Annotated in this window: 17 protein-coding genes and 1 tRNA gene; 7 read left to right on the forward strand and 11 right to left on the reverse strand. The window is 61.6% G+C overall.

Going from position 1 to position 13079, the window contains the following annotated elements; genetic code table 11:
• Positions 1-45: 45 nt before the first annotated feature.
• Both AC0L2X_RS16795 and AC0L2X_RS16800 read right to left on the reverse strand, forming a co-directional pair.
• Positions 46-966: a DMT family transporter gene (locus AC0L2X_RS16795; protein WP_352491304.1), complete on the reverse strand. Its 921-nt coding sequence runs from the start codon at positions 964-966 to the stop codon at positions 46-48.
• Positions 967-1088: 122 nt separating this feature from the next.
• Positions 1089-1445, reverse strand: coding sequence for a hypothetical protein (locus AC0L2X_RS16800; RefSeq protein WP_352491305.1), 357 nt, complete (start codon positions 1443-1445; stop codon positions 1089-1091).
• Between the two features lie 260 nt (positions 1446-1705).
• On the opposite strand from AC0L2X_RS16800, the gene AC0L2X_RS16805 reads away from it, so the two are divergent.
• Positions 1706-2380, forward strand: a complete 675-nt coding sequence (locus tag AC0L2X_RS16805) for a hypothetical protein (RefSeq protein ID WP_473600049.1) — start codon at positions 1706-1708, stop codon at positions 2378-2380.
• 42 nt (positions 2381-2422) lie between these two features.
• Here the strand turns inward: AC0L2X_RS16805 and AC0L2X_RS16810 are convergent, their stop codons facing one another.
• Both AC0L2X_RS16810 and moaA read right to left on the reverse strand, forming a co-directional pair.
• Entirely contained in the window at positions 2423-2896 is a 474-nt protein-coding gene (locus tag AC0L2X_RS16810) for a hypothetical protein (protein ID WP_352566232.1), read from the reverse strand.
• A gap of 55 nt (positions 2897-2951) precedes the next feature.
• Positions 2952-3947, reverse strand: coding sequence for a GTP 3',8-cyclase MoaA (gene moaA / locus AC0L2X_RS16815; protein ID WP_352491308.1), 996 nt, complete (start codon positions 3945-3947; stop codon positions 2952-2954).
• Between the two features lie 199 nt (positions 3948-4146).
• Here moaA and AC0L2X_RS16820 point away from each other — a divergent pair, with 199 nt between their 5' ends.
• Positions 4147-4500 carry a gamma-butyrobetaine hydroxylase family protein gene (locus tag AC0L2X_RS16820; protein WP_023717628.1) on the forward strand — a complete coding sequence of 118 codons (354 nt, stop codon included), beginning with the start codon at positions 4147-4149 and terminating at the stop codon, positions 4498-4500.
• Between the two features lie 23 nt (positions 4501-4523).
• Here the strand turns inward: AC0L2X_RS16820 and AC0L2X_RS16825 are convergent, their stop codons facing one another.
• Positions 4524-4952: a nuclear transport factor 2 family protein gene (locus AC0L2X_RS16825; protein ID WP_473555584.1), complete on the reverse strand. Its 429-nt coding sequence runs from the start codon at positions 4950-4952 to the stop codon at positions 4524-4526.
• Between the two features lie 161 nt (positions 4953-5113).
• On the opposite strand from AC0L2X_RS16825, the gene AC0L2X_RS16830 reads away from it, so the two are divergent.
• Positions 5114-5725, forward strand: a complete 612-nt coding sequence (locus AC0L2X_RS16830) for a pyridoxamine 5'-phosphate oxidase family protein (RefSeq protein ID WP_473555582.1) — start codon at positions 5114-5116, stop codon at positions 5723-5725.
• A 27-nt stretch (positions 5726-5752) separates the two neighbouring features.
• Here the strand turns inward: AC0L2X_RS16830 and AC0L2X_RS16835 are convergent, their stop codons facing one another.
• On the reverse strand, positions 5753-6205 hold the full coding sequence (locus AC0L2X_RS16835) for a MarR family winged helix-turn-helix transcriptional regulator (protein WP_254817243.1): 453 nt from the start codon (positions 6203-6205) through the stop codon (positions 5753-5755).
• 47 nt (positions 6206-6252) lie between these two features.
• Here AC0L2X_RS16835 and AC0L2X_RS16840 point away from each other — a divergent pair, with 47 nt between their 5' ends.
• On the forward strand, positions 6253-7161 hold the full coding sequence (locus AC0L2X_RS16840) for an alpha/beta hydrolase (protein ID WP_473555580.1): 909 nt from the start codon (positions 6253-6255) through the stop codon (positions 7159-7161).
• Between the two features lie 35 nt (positions 7162-7196).
• On the opposite strand, the gene AC0L2X_RS16845 is transcribed toward AC0L2X_RS16840, so the two are convergent.
• Positions 7197-7811, reverse strand: a complete 615-nt coding sequence (locus tag AC0L2X_RS16845) for a TetR/AcrR family transcriptional regulator (RefSeq protein ID WP_473555577.1) — start codon at positions 7809-7811, stop codon at positions 7197-7199.
• 98 nt (positions 7812-7909) lie between these two features.
• Between AC0L2X_RS16845 and AC0L2X_RS16850 the strand changes: the two genes are divergently transcribed.
• Both AC0L2X_RS16850 and AC0L2X_RS16855 read left to right on the forward strand, forming a co-directional pair.
• Complete coding sequence (locus AC0L2X_RS16850) at positions 7910-8656, forward strand: 3-oxoacyl-ACP reductase family protein (protein ID WP_352491314.1); 747 nt, start codon at positions 7910-7912, stop codon at positions 8654-8656.
• Positions 8657-8875: 219 nt separating this feature from the next.
• A complete protein-coding gene (locus AC0L2X_RS16855; RefSeq protein WP_473555575.1) occupies positions 8876-10768 on the forward strand; it encodes a L,D-transpeptidase family protein in 1893 nt (630 codons plus the stop codon).
• Positions 10769-10779: 11 nt separating this feature from the next.
• Here AC0L2X_RS16855 and AC0L2X_RS16860 read toward each other — a convergent pair whose 3' ends face one another.
• Positions 10780-11256: a hypothetical protein gene (locus AC0L2X_RS16860; protein ID WP_352448896.1), complete on the reverse strand. Its 477-nt coding sequence runs from the start codon at positions 11254-11256 to the stop codon at positions 10780-10782.
• 127 nt (positions 11257-11383) lie between these two features.
• The gene (locus tag AC0L2X_RS16865; protein ID WP_473555573.1) at positions 11384-11635 is read right to left on the reverse strand and encodes a PepSY domain-containing protein; all 252 of its coding nucleotides are present in this window, start codon (positions 11633-11635) and stop codon (positions 11384-11386) included.
• Between the two features lie 103 nt (positions 11636-11738).
• On the opposite strand from AC0L2X_RS16865, the gene AC0L2X_RS16870 reads away from it, so the two are divergent.
• A complete protein-coding gene (locus AC0L2X_RS16870; protein ID WP_473555571.1) occupies positions 11739-12107 on the forward strand; it encodes a hypothetical protein in 369 nt (122 codons plus the stop codon).
• Between the two features lie 34 nt (positions 12108-12141).
• Here the strand turns inward: AC0L2X_RS16870 and AC0L2X_RS16875 are convergent.
• Positions 12142-12216: transfer RNA gene (locus tag AC0L2X_RS16875), tRNA-Val, on the reverse strand.
• 103 nt (positions 12217-12319) lie between these two features.
• Positions 12320-13003 (reverse strand): phosphoglycolate phosphatase, encoded by a 684-nt coding sequence (locus AC0L2X_RS16880; protein ID WP_473555568.1) that lies wholly within the window; start codon positions 13001-13003, stop codon positions 12320-12322.
• Positions 13004-13079 lie beyond the last annotated feature (76 nt).

Here is a 13079-nt window from a genome sequence, read left to right on the forward strand (position 1 = left end):
GACCAAAATCCAGTTTTCAAATCAGACGGTCGTCGACGGTCACGCCTATATGCCGTCCGGCGCCATGTCCGGTCCAGCGCTTTCGGCAGCTGTCTTTTGCCGGCCGACGATCCGTTCGCGGTAGAGTGCATAGAGGCCCGACACGATGATGATCGTGGCACCGAGGATCATCGGCAGATCAGGGACATCGCCGAAGACCGTGAAGCCAAGCAGGATTGACCAGAGCAGGGCGGTGTAGCGGAACGGCGCGATGAAGGAGATATCGCCCACCCGCATCGCCGTGATGATGAACTGGTAGCCGATGAGCACAAGCACCGCCGCCAGCGCCAGGAACGCCGTGGTTCTTCCTGTCATCGGTGTCCAGCCGCCCATCGGCGAAAGCAGTGCCGCGCCCAGAACTGTCATGGCAAGTGCCGTGGCGCTCGACACCAGCAATGTCGGAATTGCCTGCGGTATCCGCTTGGTGGCGAGATCGCGCACCGCACAGCACGCGACGCTGGCCAGCGCCAGCAGAGAAAAGACGCTGAACCCTTCGAAGCCCGGCCGCACGATGATCAGCACGCCGGCAAAACCGACGGCAATAGCCAGCCAGCGCCGCCAGCCGACGCCCTCGTTGAACACAAGCGCGGCGCCCATCGTCACCGCCAGCGGCAGCGCCTGCAGCACGGCGGAGACATTGGCGATCGGAAGATGTGCCAGGGCAACCAGGAACGACACGGTGGCGCCGGCCTCGCCGGCGACGCGCAGCGCAACTGTCGGCTGCAGCATCGAAGCTGGCAGGGCAAGCGCGCCGCGTTGCCACGCAAGCAGGCCAACGAAAAGCGAAGCGAAGGCGCCGCGGATCAGCATGACCTGCGCCATGTTCATCGATTCCGATGAGAATTTGGTGATCGCGTCGTTGAGGGTGAAACCAGCCATGGCCACCATCATGAACAACGCGCCGCGCAGGTTTGGCGAAAGAGGCAAGGCGATTACCGTGTGAGTCCTGCAGCAAGCGTCTAGCAGGCACCCACAAGACAGCAACGTCAAAGGGCTGGGCCACAGCCTTTCTGTGGCCGATGACATCTGCCGCGCAAGCGCGGCAGGGCTTATTTTGGCGTCAGTACCTCGGTGCCGTTGCCTTCCTTGCCGGCAATCGTCCACAGGCCATGCAGCGAGCCGTCTTCCTGCACCTTGTAGACGACAAGACCGACCGCCTTGCCCATGACATAGCCGGCGGAGAAGGCATCGTCGTTCCGCATGCAGATACCGTCCGAGGACGAGCCGCCTGTCTCCCAATGGATCGTGCAGGTCGTCTCGCTCGTCAGCGTGATCGTCGCGTCGCCATCATAGGACGACCCATCGAAATTGGTGCCGGCCACGACATAGGTGCCGCCGATCGACTGAGCCGCCGCAGGCAGGGCCGCGAGGCTGAGCAATGCAAGAGAAAGAATGAGTTTGCGCATATCGTATTCCCCCACTGGGCGAAGAACCGCTCCAGGGCAGAGGCTAGGCCCGAATGGGCTTGCGGTAAATCCGGTGACCGTTTGCGGACAAGACCTTTTCTGGGTGTGACCCCGAAAGGTGCCGTTCTAAAGGGTGGCTTCGGAGGGCAAACTGATCACACCGCGGCTCCAGGAAAACTTTTCGACGCCATCAAATTTGCTCGGCAAGATTCACCAAATTGGTCATTGTAGGCTTCTGATCTTGTCTGGGGAGGTAGTCCATGATGAATGCACGAGGCAATGCGGACAGGCTTGGCACAGGCAGCAGGCGGCACGTTTCGTCGGCTTTCCGGTTCTCTTCTGCACTGGCGGTTATCCTCATGGCGATAGCGCCTGCGTTCGCCGAGAACGGCGCTTCGGCGTCGGCAGTCGAACGGATGTCCACGCCGGGTCACGAAGCGGATGAGCTCGCTCGCCGCGTCGGGAAATGGTCCGTCGTCAACACGATCTGGCCAACGCCCGGCGCCCAGCCGATCGTGATGACCGGGCTGGTGGCCGAGCGCACGATGATCGGCCCCTTCATGCAGGAGGTGATGCGCCCGGCGCGCGGGTCGAAAATCCCAGACTTCCAGCGGATAGCCTATTTGAGCTATGACCGGGTGGAGGGCCGCTGGAAGTATGTCTCCATGGACACCCGTTTCCCGGCAGGGATCATGCCCGCCTGGAGTTTTGGTGGCGAGGAGGACGGCAAGATTTCACTGCTGTTCGAGCCGCTTGGTTTCGTCGGGTTCGGGCCCGAGGTCGAAGGGCGATTCACGGCCTCCGATTTCGTCATTTTCCAGGGACGGCGACAATCACGAAGTGGCCGAGCAACATTTCCTCCAGGCCAATGGCAGCGGCAAGAAATGGATTGCCGTACGATACGACTACACGCGTCAACAACCGTGACTCGCTAGCAAAAACAATAGGCTGCGAATAAGTTCTGACGTCGCGGATGCTCACAGTCCCCTGAGGCTACCGGCAATCGCATCGACGAGCGCGTCGTATTTCGATTTCAAGGCTGGCGGATAGTCGATCCAGACCGTGCGGATGACACCGTCTTTTCCGAACAGGCGGCGTTCATAGAAGATATTCCCGCCTTTGATGCCCGACAGCACCGCCCAGTCCTTGCCAGTCTTGCTGTAGGTGATCCTGTAGCCAGGTTCCTTGCTGGCCCTCTCAGCGGAGACGAAGGCTGTCGGGGTGTCATCATCGATGTTGAGGATACCCGAACAGATCAGGCTGGCGCCATCGGCGGTGAGCCATTGCTGTCCATCGCCATTGTCCGGCTCGGGCTGGCGAAGAGTGAAGATTTCATCCGGAAAGGTGCAGACGGTACCGAAGCGCTCGTTCGTATAGGTAAATGGCGCGGCGACTGCCGTGGTCCCCGCCATCACTCCGAAAAACGTCAGGACTGCAAAAAACCGCTGCACGCCTTGCCTCGCGCCGATACCAAGGCGATTATTCTTGCACGAAATCGGCGAAAAATCAGCCGCCGGTGACGCTCATATGCCGCGACACCGAGGGACGGTTGGTGCGGCGATCGATGATGAAGTCATGGCCTTTGGGCTTGCGGCCGATTGCTTCGTCGATGGCATCGGCGACCAGCTCGTTGCCTTCCGACGCACGCAGCGGCGCTCTCAGGTCGGCGGCATCTTCCTGGCCGAGGCACATGTAGAGAGTGCCGGTGCAGGTCAGCCGGACCCGGTTGCAGCTTTCGCAGAAATTATGCGTCATCGGCGTGATGAAGCCGAGCCGCCCGCCGGTCTCGGCGACGTGGACATAGCGGGCCGGGCCGCCGGTCTTGTAAGGGATGTCGCTTAGCGTGAACTGGCGCTCGAGTGCCGCGCGCAGCAGCGACAGCGGCAAATACTGGTCGGTGCGGTCGGCGTCGATCTCGCCCATCGGCATGGTTTCGATGACCGTCAGATCCATGCCGCGGCCATGCGCCCAGCGTAGCATGTCCGGCAATTCGGCGTCATTGAAGTCCTTCAACGCCACGGCGTTGAGCTTTACCTTCAGCCCGGCCGCCTGCGCGGCGTCGATGCCGTCCATGACCTTGTCCAGATTGCCCCAGCGGGTGATCTGGTGGAATTTGTCGGCATCGAGCGTATCGAGCGAGACGTTAATGCGCTTGACGCCGCAGTCGGCGAGCTCGGCGGCAAAGCGGGAAAGTTGCGATCCGTTGGTGGTCAGCGTCAGCTCTTCCAGCGCACCGCTCTCGAGATGCCGCGAAAGCTGGCGCACTAGGTGCATGATGTTCTTGCGCACCAGCGGCTCACCGCCGGTGAGGCGGAGCTTGCGCACGCCCTTTTCGATAAAGACCGTGCAGAGCCGGTCGAGTTCTTCCAGCGACAGCAGGTCCTTCTTAGGCAGGAACGTCATGTCCTCGGCCATGCAATAGGTGCAGCGGAAATCGCAGCGGTCGGTGACCGACACGCGCAGGTAGGTGATCGTGCGACCGAAAGGATCGATCATATCCATGCTTATGCGCTTCCCGTGGCCGTGAACGGCTTCGTTATATATGGCTATGTGATACGAGCCAACTTGCCATTCAAGATAGAAGCTCGCGATCTTCGGTAACATTCCGACGCCGACAGATCATGTCGGAACTTTCCATGCGGCCTTTTCCCTCGACACGAAGCGGCGTAGGGAAGGGCAGTTCTCCGCAGGATCCACCACCATGACAGCGCCGAAGGAACTCAGGGTCTCGAAAGATCGCAAGCTGCTTTCCGTGACCTTTCCGGGCCATCAGCCGTTCGAGTTGCCGGCCGAGTTGCTGCGCGTCGCCTCGCCATCCGCCGAGGTGCAGGGCCATTCGCCCGAACAGCGCGTCACCGTTCCCGGCAAGCGCAATGTCGCGATCCTTAAGATCGAGCCGGTCGGGAATTATGCTGTACGCATCACCTTCGACGATTTCCATGATACCGGCATCTTCACCTGGAATTACCTGCACACGCTGGGTCATGAGAAGGATGCACGCTGGGCCGCCTATCTCGCCGAATTGGAAGAGAAGGGCCTGAGCCGCGACCGTTGAATGGATCCCGCAGGACTCTCCGGTCAACGCAGGATCGCCAGTATCTCGCTGGTGTCGTAATAAAACGGCATGCCTTCGATCAGCCGGTCATTCTTGAAGCGCAAGACTTCGGCAAACGGCTGTTTGATGGTTGCACCATTGGCCCGCGACGTCAGTGAAAGCGTGCAGCTCATGAACACCGTGTCATCGTTTTGGGCGACCTGAAGGTCCTCCACCGCCACGTCGCTCCAGATTTCCCGCATCTTGCGGAAAAGGGCGCCAACGCCGTCGAGGCCGTTCCAGTCACCGGCATAGGGCAGGGAGCGCGGCTCATGCACGACAATCTCGGCATGAAATGCGCCGGCAAGCATATCGAGGCTCTCCGACCCTGATTGCAGGAAACGCATTTCAACATTGAACATGTTTTCGATAAGTTCCATGGCGGTGCGTCGCCGGTCGTGCGGTTTATCCATTTTTCGGTCTCCGTATCCGTCGGCACGATTGTGTAGGTGAAAGCGTTTGCGCTTGTTCGCGTTGCCTCGACACCCGTTTCGTGATGACCGGCAAGTGGGCACCATGTCGTGAAAACGTCATGCATCTGGAGTAGCGCCGGCAAAGCTTTGGAGACGAAAACATGTCGATGATCACCAGCGTCGAACAACTCGAAGCGCTCTATGGCCTGCCCGGCGAGGCGTCGGTGGTCAAAGAACTCGACCAGCTGATTCCCGAATACGCGGCTATAATCGAGGCTTCGCCATTTGCCGTGCTCGCGACCTGCGGGCCTGAAGGGCTGGACTGCTCGCCGCGCGGCGACCTCGCTGGCTTCGTCCGCATCGACGATCCGAAAACGCTGATGATGCCGGACCGGCGCGGCAACAACCGTGCCGATTCGCTAAGGAACATCCTTCGCGATCCGCGCGTCGCGCTCCTGTTCCTGGTGCCGGGTTCCGGCACGACGCTGCGCGTCAATGGCCGTGCCCGCATCACCACCGACCCCGGGCTCTGCGCCTCGTTCGCCGTCGAGGGCAAGCCGGCGCGCTCGGTGACGATCGTCGAGATCGATGCGGTTTATTTCCAGTGCGCCCGCGCCATCCACCGATCGGAACTGTGGAATCTGGCAAGGCATGTCGACCCGAAATCGCTGCCGACTCCCGGCCAAATCCTGGAAATCACCAGCCGCAAGAACATCGACGGCGAGGTCTACGACAAGGAATGGCCGGAGCGCGCAAAAAAGTCGATGTGGTGAAGCACTTGGTGGTGGAGCACTGGGCCGTCAGGCGGTCTTCAAAACCTCGGCAACCCTCCGCATCTGTTCGCCGATCATGTCGCATTGTTCCGGTGTCGACTGGCTCATCGCCTTCTCGATCAGCGCCATATGGACCTTCAGCGCCTGCATCAGCAGTGCCTCGCCGGCCTCGGTCAATGTCAGCCGCAGCACACGCTTGTCCTTCTCGTCGCCCTCGCGGCGCAGCAGGCCGCGGGTCTCCAGCTGCGGCAAAAGCATGGTGATGTTGGAGCGGCCGACCAGCAGGCGACGAGCGAGGTCATGCTGCGACATGCCTGGATGACGGTAGAGGTTCATCAGCACGTCGAGCTGCGCCGGCTTCAAGTCGAGCGGCGCCAGCTTCACCGCCAGGGTGCGTTCCAGCACGTGGCAGGCGCGCGCCACCGCGACCCAGTTGCGAAAACGCGGGTTGTCCCAGGGCAGGTCTTGCTTAATGTTCATGTTTGAACTATTATGTTCATGCTTGAACCAATGAATGGATCGGCACTATGGCATCATTTGGACTGAAGGTCATCCGCGGCACGTTCGGCGTGGCTGAGCATGTGGCACCGCGACTCACCGGGCGCGCCGCATTCGAGCTGTTCTGCCGCACACCGCACGAAAAGAGCTTGAGCCAAGGTGAGCGCCGCGCAATCGATCGCGCCGCCGATTTCATGACCCAAGCGCGCCATCACCGGCTAAAGACCAGAACCGGCTGCGTCATGGTGCATGAATTCCGGCCCGAGCCGGGCAGGGCAACTGCCGGCACAGTGCTCGTCATCCATGGTTGGCGTTCGCGCACCGAATACATGCGAACGCTGATCGAAGCCTATCGCGATGCCGGCTACAAGGTGGTCTCGCTCGACCTGCCGGGCCACGGCCAGTCGCAGGGCCGCCGGCTTACCCTGGTCAGTGCGGTCGATGCGGCACGGGTTGCCGGCGAATGGTTCGGGCCGTTTGCCGCCATCGTCGGCCATTCCTTTGGTGGTGCCGTTGCCGCCAATGCAGTCGCCGGTTCAATCAGGAACATCCCGCGATTGGCGGCCGGGCGACTGGTGCTTATCGCTGCGCCGAGCTCGCTGCCGGCAATCTTTGCTGATTTCAGTCGCATGCTGAATGTCGGCTCGCGCTCGCAGGCCGCCATGGCCGACCGGGTCGAGCGCATCGCCGGCCGGCCATTGCATGAGTTCACCGGTGACCGCCAACTGGCAAGCACGCCGCTGCCGACGCTGGTGATCCACGCACCGGACGACCGCGAAGTGTCCGCCGAGCATGCAAGGCTCTACACGCGCGCCGGAGACCATGTGCGGCTTTACTGGGCCGACGGGCTCGGCCACCGCCGCATTCTAGCCGACGAGGGTGTGGTGGAGCGTGCCGTTGGCTTCGTTGCCGGTAGGCTGGAGCCGTCTCTGCAGTAATCTGAATGTCTGTTCTTGTCTGCCTGGTTCGATTGTCACGCCGCCCCGGTGCCGGCCATCGCTATCCAAGCCGCCATTGCCCCGGCCACCGTCGCCAGAAGGGCCGAGCGCGACGCGCCGTCGCGCGCCTGGATCGACATACCGTGCTGCACGGTCGCGTAGAAGGTCGCGGCCGTACCGCAGTCGAAATCGCCCGGCAACTCCCCCTCGGCCACCCCACGCTCGAGCCGTCTCAGCAAGGCTTCGCGGTTTTCGGCGCGGCGACGGCGCAGATCATCGCAGATGGCGCCGCGGCTTGAATCCTGGTGCAATGCGCCGAGCGCGATAAGGCAGCCTTGCGGACGACCGGTCTGTGAATAGGCCCTGGCAGTCTGCCTCAGGAACCGCTCGACCGCCTGGCGCGCGGTCGGCGCCTTTTCCAGCGCGGACCAGATATCGGTTCCCTCGACCCGCGTGTAAAGCTCGGTTGCCTCGAGAAACAGCGCTTCCTTGCTGCCGAAGGCGGCATAGAGGCTGGGTGAATTGATGCCCATTGCAGCGGTCAGATCGCTTATCGACGCGCCCTCATAGCCCTTGGCCCAAAACACTTCCATTGCGCGCCGCAAGGCGGCGGTTCGATCGAAGGTACGGGGGCGGCCTCGTTCCGGCATGGCATCCTTTCTGTATTGGTCGATACATAATTCAGTTGACGTGGTTCAGCAAGGCTGGCAGATATTTATGTATCAATCACTACAAAATGGAGCAGCAAATGTCATCCAGCAGCTTGAACGGCAAGGCCGCCCTCGTCACCGGCGGCAGCCGCGGCATTGGTGCGGCGATCGCACGAAGGCTCGCGGCCGACGGCGCGGGCGTGGCAATCACCTATGTGAATGGCGAGCAAGCGGCGCGCGGGGTGGTCAGGGAAATCGAGGCGGCCGGCGGCCGGGCCTTTGCCATCAAGGCCGACAATCGCGATGCTGCGGCGATCGAGGCTGCAGTCGATGAGGCAGCAAAAGCCTTCGGACGGCTCGACATCCTGGTCAACAGCGCCGGCATCTGGCGCGCTGCGCCGATTGATGCCCTGTCGCTTGCCGACTTCGATGAGACAATGGAGGTCAACCTCAGAGCCCCGTTCGTCGCCGCCAAGGCGGCAGCAGCGCATATGGGCGAGGGTGGCCGGATCATCTCGATCGGCAGCAACCTGGCCGAGCGTGCCACGGACGCCGGCCTGAGCGCCTATTCGGCCAGCAAGGCTGCCTTGGTTGGCCTGACCAAGGCCTTTGCACGCGATCTCGGTCCGCGCGGCATCACCGCCAATGTCGTCCATCCCGGGTCGACCGATACCGACATGAATCCGGCAGCCGGCCCGCACGCCGAGCATCAGCGCCAGAAGATGGCGATGCCTCGCTTCGGCACGGCCGACGAGATCGCCGGCATGGTCGCCTGGCTTGCCGGTCCCGAAGGGCGCTTCGTGACAGGCGCGGCATTGACCATCGACGGCGGCGCCAACGCTTGAGGCTTGGCTCACGGGCACTACCATTGATCGGGGCGATGGCGGAACCGCTTGGCCCGTCACGATGTTGTGAAACCGTTCTGCAACAGACGTTCCGAAATTTATGGAAGCTTAACGAAATCAGTATGAATCAGTGTAGTCACGCCTTACATCCGCCATGCGGTGGGCGAGACCGTGAAAGCGGTGCGGAACGGGATCCGGTTCAACCGGAGCGGGTGATCCATGAAACTCCTTGGAAACAAAGCAACCGTGCTGCCGATTGCGGTGGCCGCGGCAATGCTGGCCTTCGGGGCGCCGCAGGCTGAAGCGCAAGGGTTCTTCGACATGCTTTTCGGCGGCGGCGTCAAACACGCACCGCCGAAAGGTAACTTTCCGCCGCCACCGTCAAGATACAAGCCGAAGCCCAAGGCTCCGGCCGCTTCCGGTGGTGGTGCGCAAATCAGCAGCCCGTCCTATTACACCTACAAGAGCGATCCGCTGGTGCGCGTCGATTTTTCGGCACTGTCGGCAGCGCCTGAACCGGCAACGCCTCAGGATGCTGCATTCGAACCGGCGGCCACCGGGGCTGCATTCCGCGAAGCCATTGCCGGCCTCGAAGGCTATGACCTCTACGCCGAGAAGGACATCGCCAAGGCGCTGATCGCCTATTACTCGGCCAATCCGGATTTCATCTGGGTAACGGGAACCAGTCCCAACAGCCGTGCCGAGGATGCGGTGCGGGTGCTGGGCGAGGCCGCGAGCTACGGCCTGACGCCCGCGGATTACACCGTCGAAGTTCCGGCAGCAGGCGCGTCGGCGGGCAATGCCGATGAACGCCTGAAAGAGCTGGTCCGCTTCGAGATGGCGCTGTCGGCGCGTGTCCTGCGCTACGCCCGTGACGCACAAAGCGGCCGCGTCGATCCCAACCGCATGACCGGCTACTACGATTTTCCGCCGAAGCCGCTCGACATGGAAGGGGTGCTGAACACGCTGGCCCACACCCAGCAAGTGCGCACCTATCTCGAATCGCGGCATCCACAGAATTCCGAGTATCAGGCGCTGCGCGTCGAACTGGAAGCGCTCCAGGCCAGCGCCGAAGACGAAATCACCATCGATCCCAATCTGCTGTTGAAGCCGGGGCAGACCAACCCCGAGCTGCCGAAGCTGTTGACAAAGATCGCGCGCAATCTCGATGACGAGATGGGCGGCGCCTATGGAGAGGTTCTGGCGAGGCTCGCCACCAGCGAGGTCTACGATCCGGAGCTGGTGCCGGTGATCAAGGAGGTGCAGAAACGTGCCGGCATGAAAGGCGACGGCGTCATCGGTCCCCGTACGGTCGCATCGTTGGCCGGAACGTCCAAGGCCGACAAAATTCAGAAGGTTCGGGTTGCGCTCGAAGAGTTGCGCTGGCTGCCTTCCGACCTTGGCAGCCCGCGCGTCTTCATCAACCAACCGGCTTTCACCGCGAGCTATATCGATGATGGCGAGGAGAAGCTGAAGACCCGCGCCGTCGTTGGCAGGCCCACCAACCAGACTGCTTTCTTCTATGACCAGATAGAGCAGGTCGACTTCCATCCCTATTGGGGCGTGCCGCAGTCGATCCTGGTTAACGAGATGCTGCCGCGGCTGCGCCGGGATCCTGGCTATCTCGACCGCGCCGGCTACGAGGTGGTCAATGCCCGCGGCAAGCGCATTCCCTCATCCTCGGTCAATTGGGGCGCCTATGGCGCCAAGATACCCTACGGCGTGCGCCAGCTGCCGAGCGAGGCCAATGCGCTGGGCGAATTGAAGATACTGTTCCCCAACAAGCACGCCATCTACATGCACGATACGCCGCAGAAGTCGTTTTTCCAGCGCGACATGCGTGCGCTCAGTCATGGCTGTGTTCGCTTGCAGGATCCGCGCGGCATGGCGGCTGCCGTGCTCGGCACCTCGGTCGACTATATCGAGGACAAGCTAAAACACGGACATTCGACCGAAGACGTGACACGCAAGATCCCCGTCTACGTCGCCTATTTCACCGCATGGCCGGACCTGTCCGGCACCGTCGAATATTTCAACGACGTCTACGGCCGCGATACAAGGCTGCAGCAGGCGCTCGACAGCACGGAAGCGGTGCGTTCGCCGGCTAGCTGAGGAATGCGGTTCTAGCGCTGAAACAGCGGACGCCGGAAGCCGGCGTCGCGTCCGGCGATCAGCCAATAGACCAGGCCGGCAACAACGCCTGCCGCGGCAATGATACCGATATCGGCCCAGCGCTCCGGGTTCGTGTCGTCCGGTACACTAGGCCAGATCAAGGCGAACCCGCCAACCGCGGCCGCTGCGCCGAAGACCATGTGCAGCCAAAAACTGCGCAGCGAGAAAAACTCGGCAATCAGTGCGAAGATCAGCGTCTGCAGGCCGGTCAGCACGATCGTCAGAAAATAGATGAACATGCCGAGCGGCGGCAACAGCAGCACCGCAACGGGGGTGACACCCATGACGTCGAAATAATTCGGCGCGTTTGGCAGCGAGCTCAACCCGCCATAGATCGCCGCCACCGCGATCAGCCCGACCAGTACCGCTATGAAATAACCCGCGAGCATCATCAGAAAGCGTTTCAATACGTGCTTTACCGTCGCCATGCCCACCCCCGCGCGCAATGATAGCACTCAGTCAGCCATCAAAGCCATATCTGCGCAAGGGTCTGCCGAAGGTCGGGGGCATTCGATGCCCGCCATTTTTTAGAATTTGCACCGTTGGCGGCCAGCTTCATTTCGGCGCGGCTGTCACCGGATCATAGGTGATTTCAACTTTCGCCTTGTCGTTCGTGTAGTAGGTGACAGTGTAGGCGCCGCTGTCCCAATCGATTTCCTTGATGTAGCGGAAGTCGTCGCGCTGCTCGACCTTGGCGATGATTTCCGACAGCTTCTTGGCATTCTGCGGCGGCACCGGATTTTCGTCCGCGGCAAAGGCCGATCCGCCGACAAGCAGCACTGCGGCCGCCAAAACAAGTCTGGACATGGCTTTCCCTCACATCTCGATCAGCAGAAACTCGTTTCTATGCAGGTTTGTTCCGGGATAGCGGAGCGTTGCGCTACAAGGAGGCGCCGTCCGTACCTGATTTATGGCCACCGAAAGAACACGGCGACTGCTTAAAATCATGATGCGTCGCCTCAACATCGCGGCCATAATAGTGCCGGTGGTCATTTCGGGGGTCTACATGCAAATGCGTCACGCCATCATATTTGTACTTTCCATACTTTCCAGCCTGGCCGTTTCGATGCCTGTCCAGAAAGCCGCGGCGCTGGAACCTGAACGCTATACAGTCTATTGCGCCGACGACCGTATCGATGTTTCGTTCTGGGATATCGAGCAGATGAAGGTGCGGGCCGGCTCCAACGTTTGCCAGTTCCAGAGCTATACGAGCTACAGCAGCGCCTTGAATTTCGCCCAAAAGAATTTTGGCGGCGAGGGGGCCACCTGCAGCTGCTAGCCGCTCTGGCTTGGAATTGATTCAGGAAAGCAAATGGTGGGCGATGCAGGGATTGAACCTGCGACCCCACCCGTGTGAAGGGTGTGCTCTCCCGCTGAGCTAATCGCCCGCTCGTTGCCCGAAGGCCAAGCGCGCCGCGATATAAGGGAGGCTGGCCTGCTAAGTCAACCACTTGTCGGTCGGCATCTGGCGGTCCGCCCGATGGGCAGCTTTCAGCCTTCTGCCGCAGCCATCAGTCTTTGTACCAGATCGAGCGTCAGCGAATCGAAATGCGAGATTACCGCCGACGGTTCGAACTCTCGCACATGGCGGTCAGTGTAGCCGAAATCGACTGCCACCACCGGAATCCCGGCGGCTTTCGCCGTGTCGATGTCGGTCTGCGAATCACCAACCATCAGCGCACGGCGCGGGTCGCCGCCGGCGCGCGCGATGGTCTGCGTGAGATGGCGCGGGTCGGGCTTGCGGAACGGAAAACTGTCCTGGCCGCAGATCGCCGCGAAATGCCTGGTCATACCGAGCGCTTCGATCAATGCCACCGAATTGGCCTCGTATTTGTTGGTGCAGATGGCCAGCAGGTAACCGGCTGCCTCGAACCGTGCGATCGCCGCAGGGACGCCGGGGTAGGGGCGCGATTTGCCGGGAATGTTAACGGTGTAATGGTCCAGAAACAGCTTGAGCAGGCGGTCGCGCTCCTCCACTGCCAGCGACCTATGCTGCGCTGCGTGAGCGCGCTCGATCATCACCCGGCCGCCATGGCCGACGAAGCGCTTGAAGCCGGCTTCGTCGACGGCCGCGAGCTGGCTGGCGGCAAGGCTGTGGTTGAGACTGTCGAGCAGGTCCGGCGCCGTGTCGATCAGCGTCCCGTCGAGGTCGAACACGATGATCGGTCGGGTCATGGCCTGTCCTGTGACGATTCGATTGCCGGCAGGCGATAACCGCTGCGGCCCGTTCAGGCAAGCCGGCTTATCCACC

The sequence above is a fragment of the Mesorhizobium sp. WSM4828 genome, from assembly GCF_055811175.1.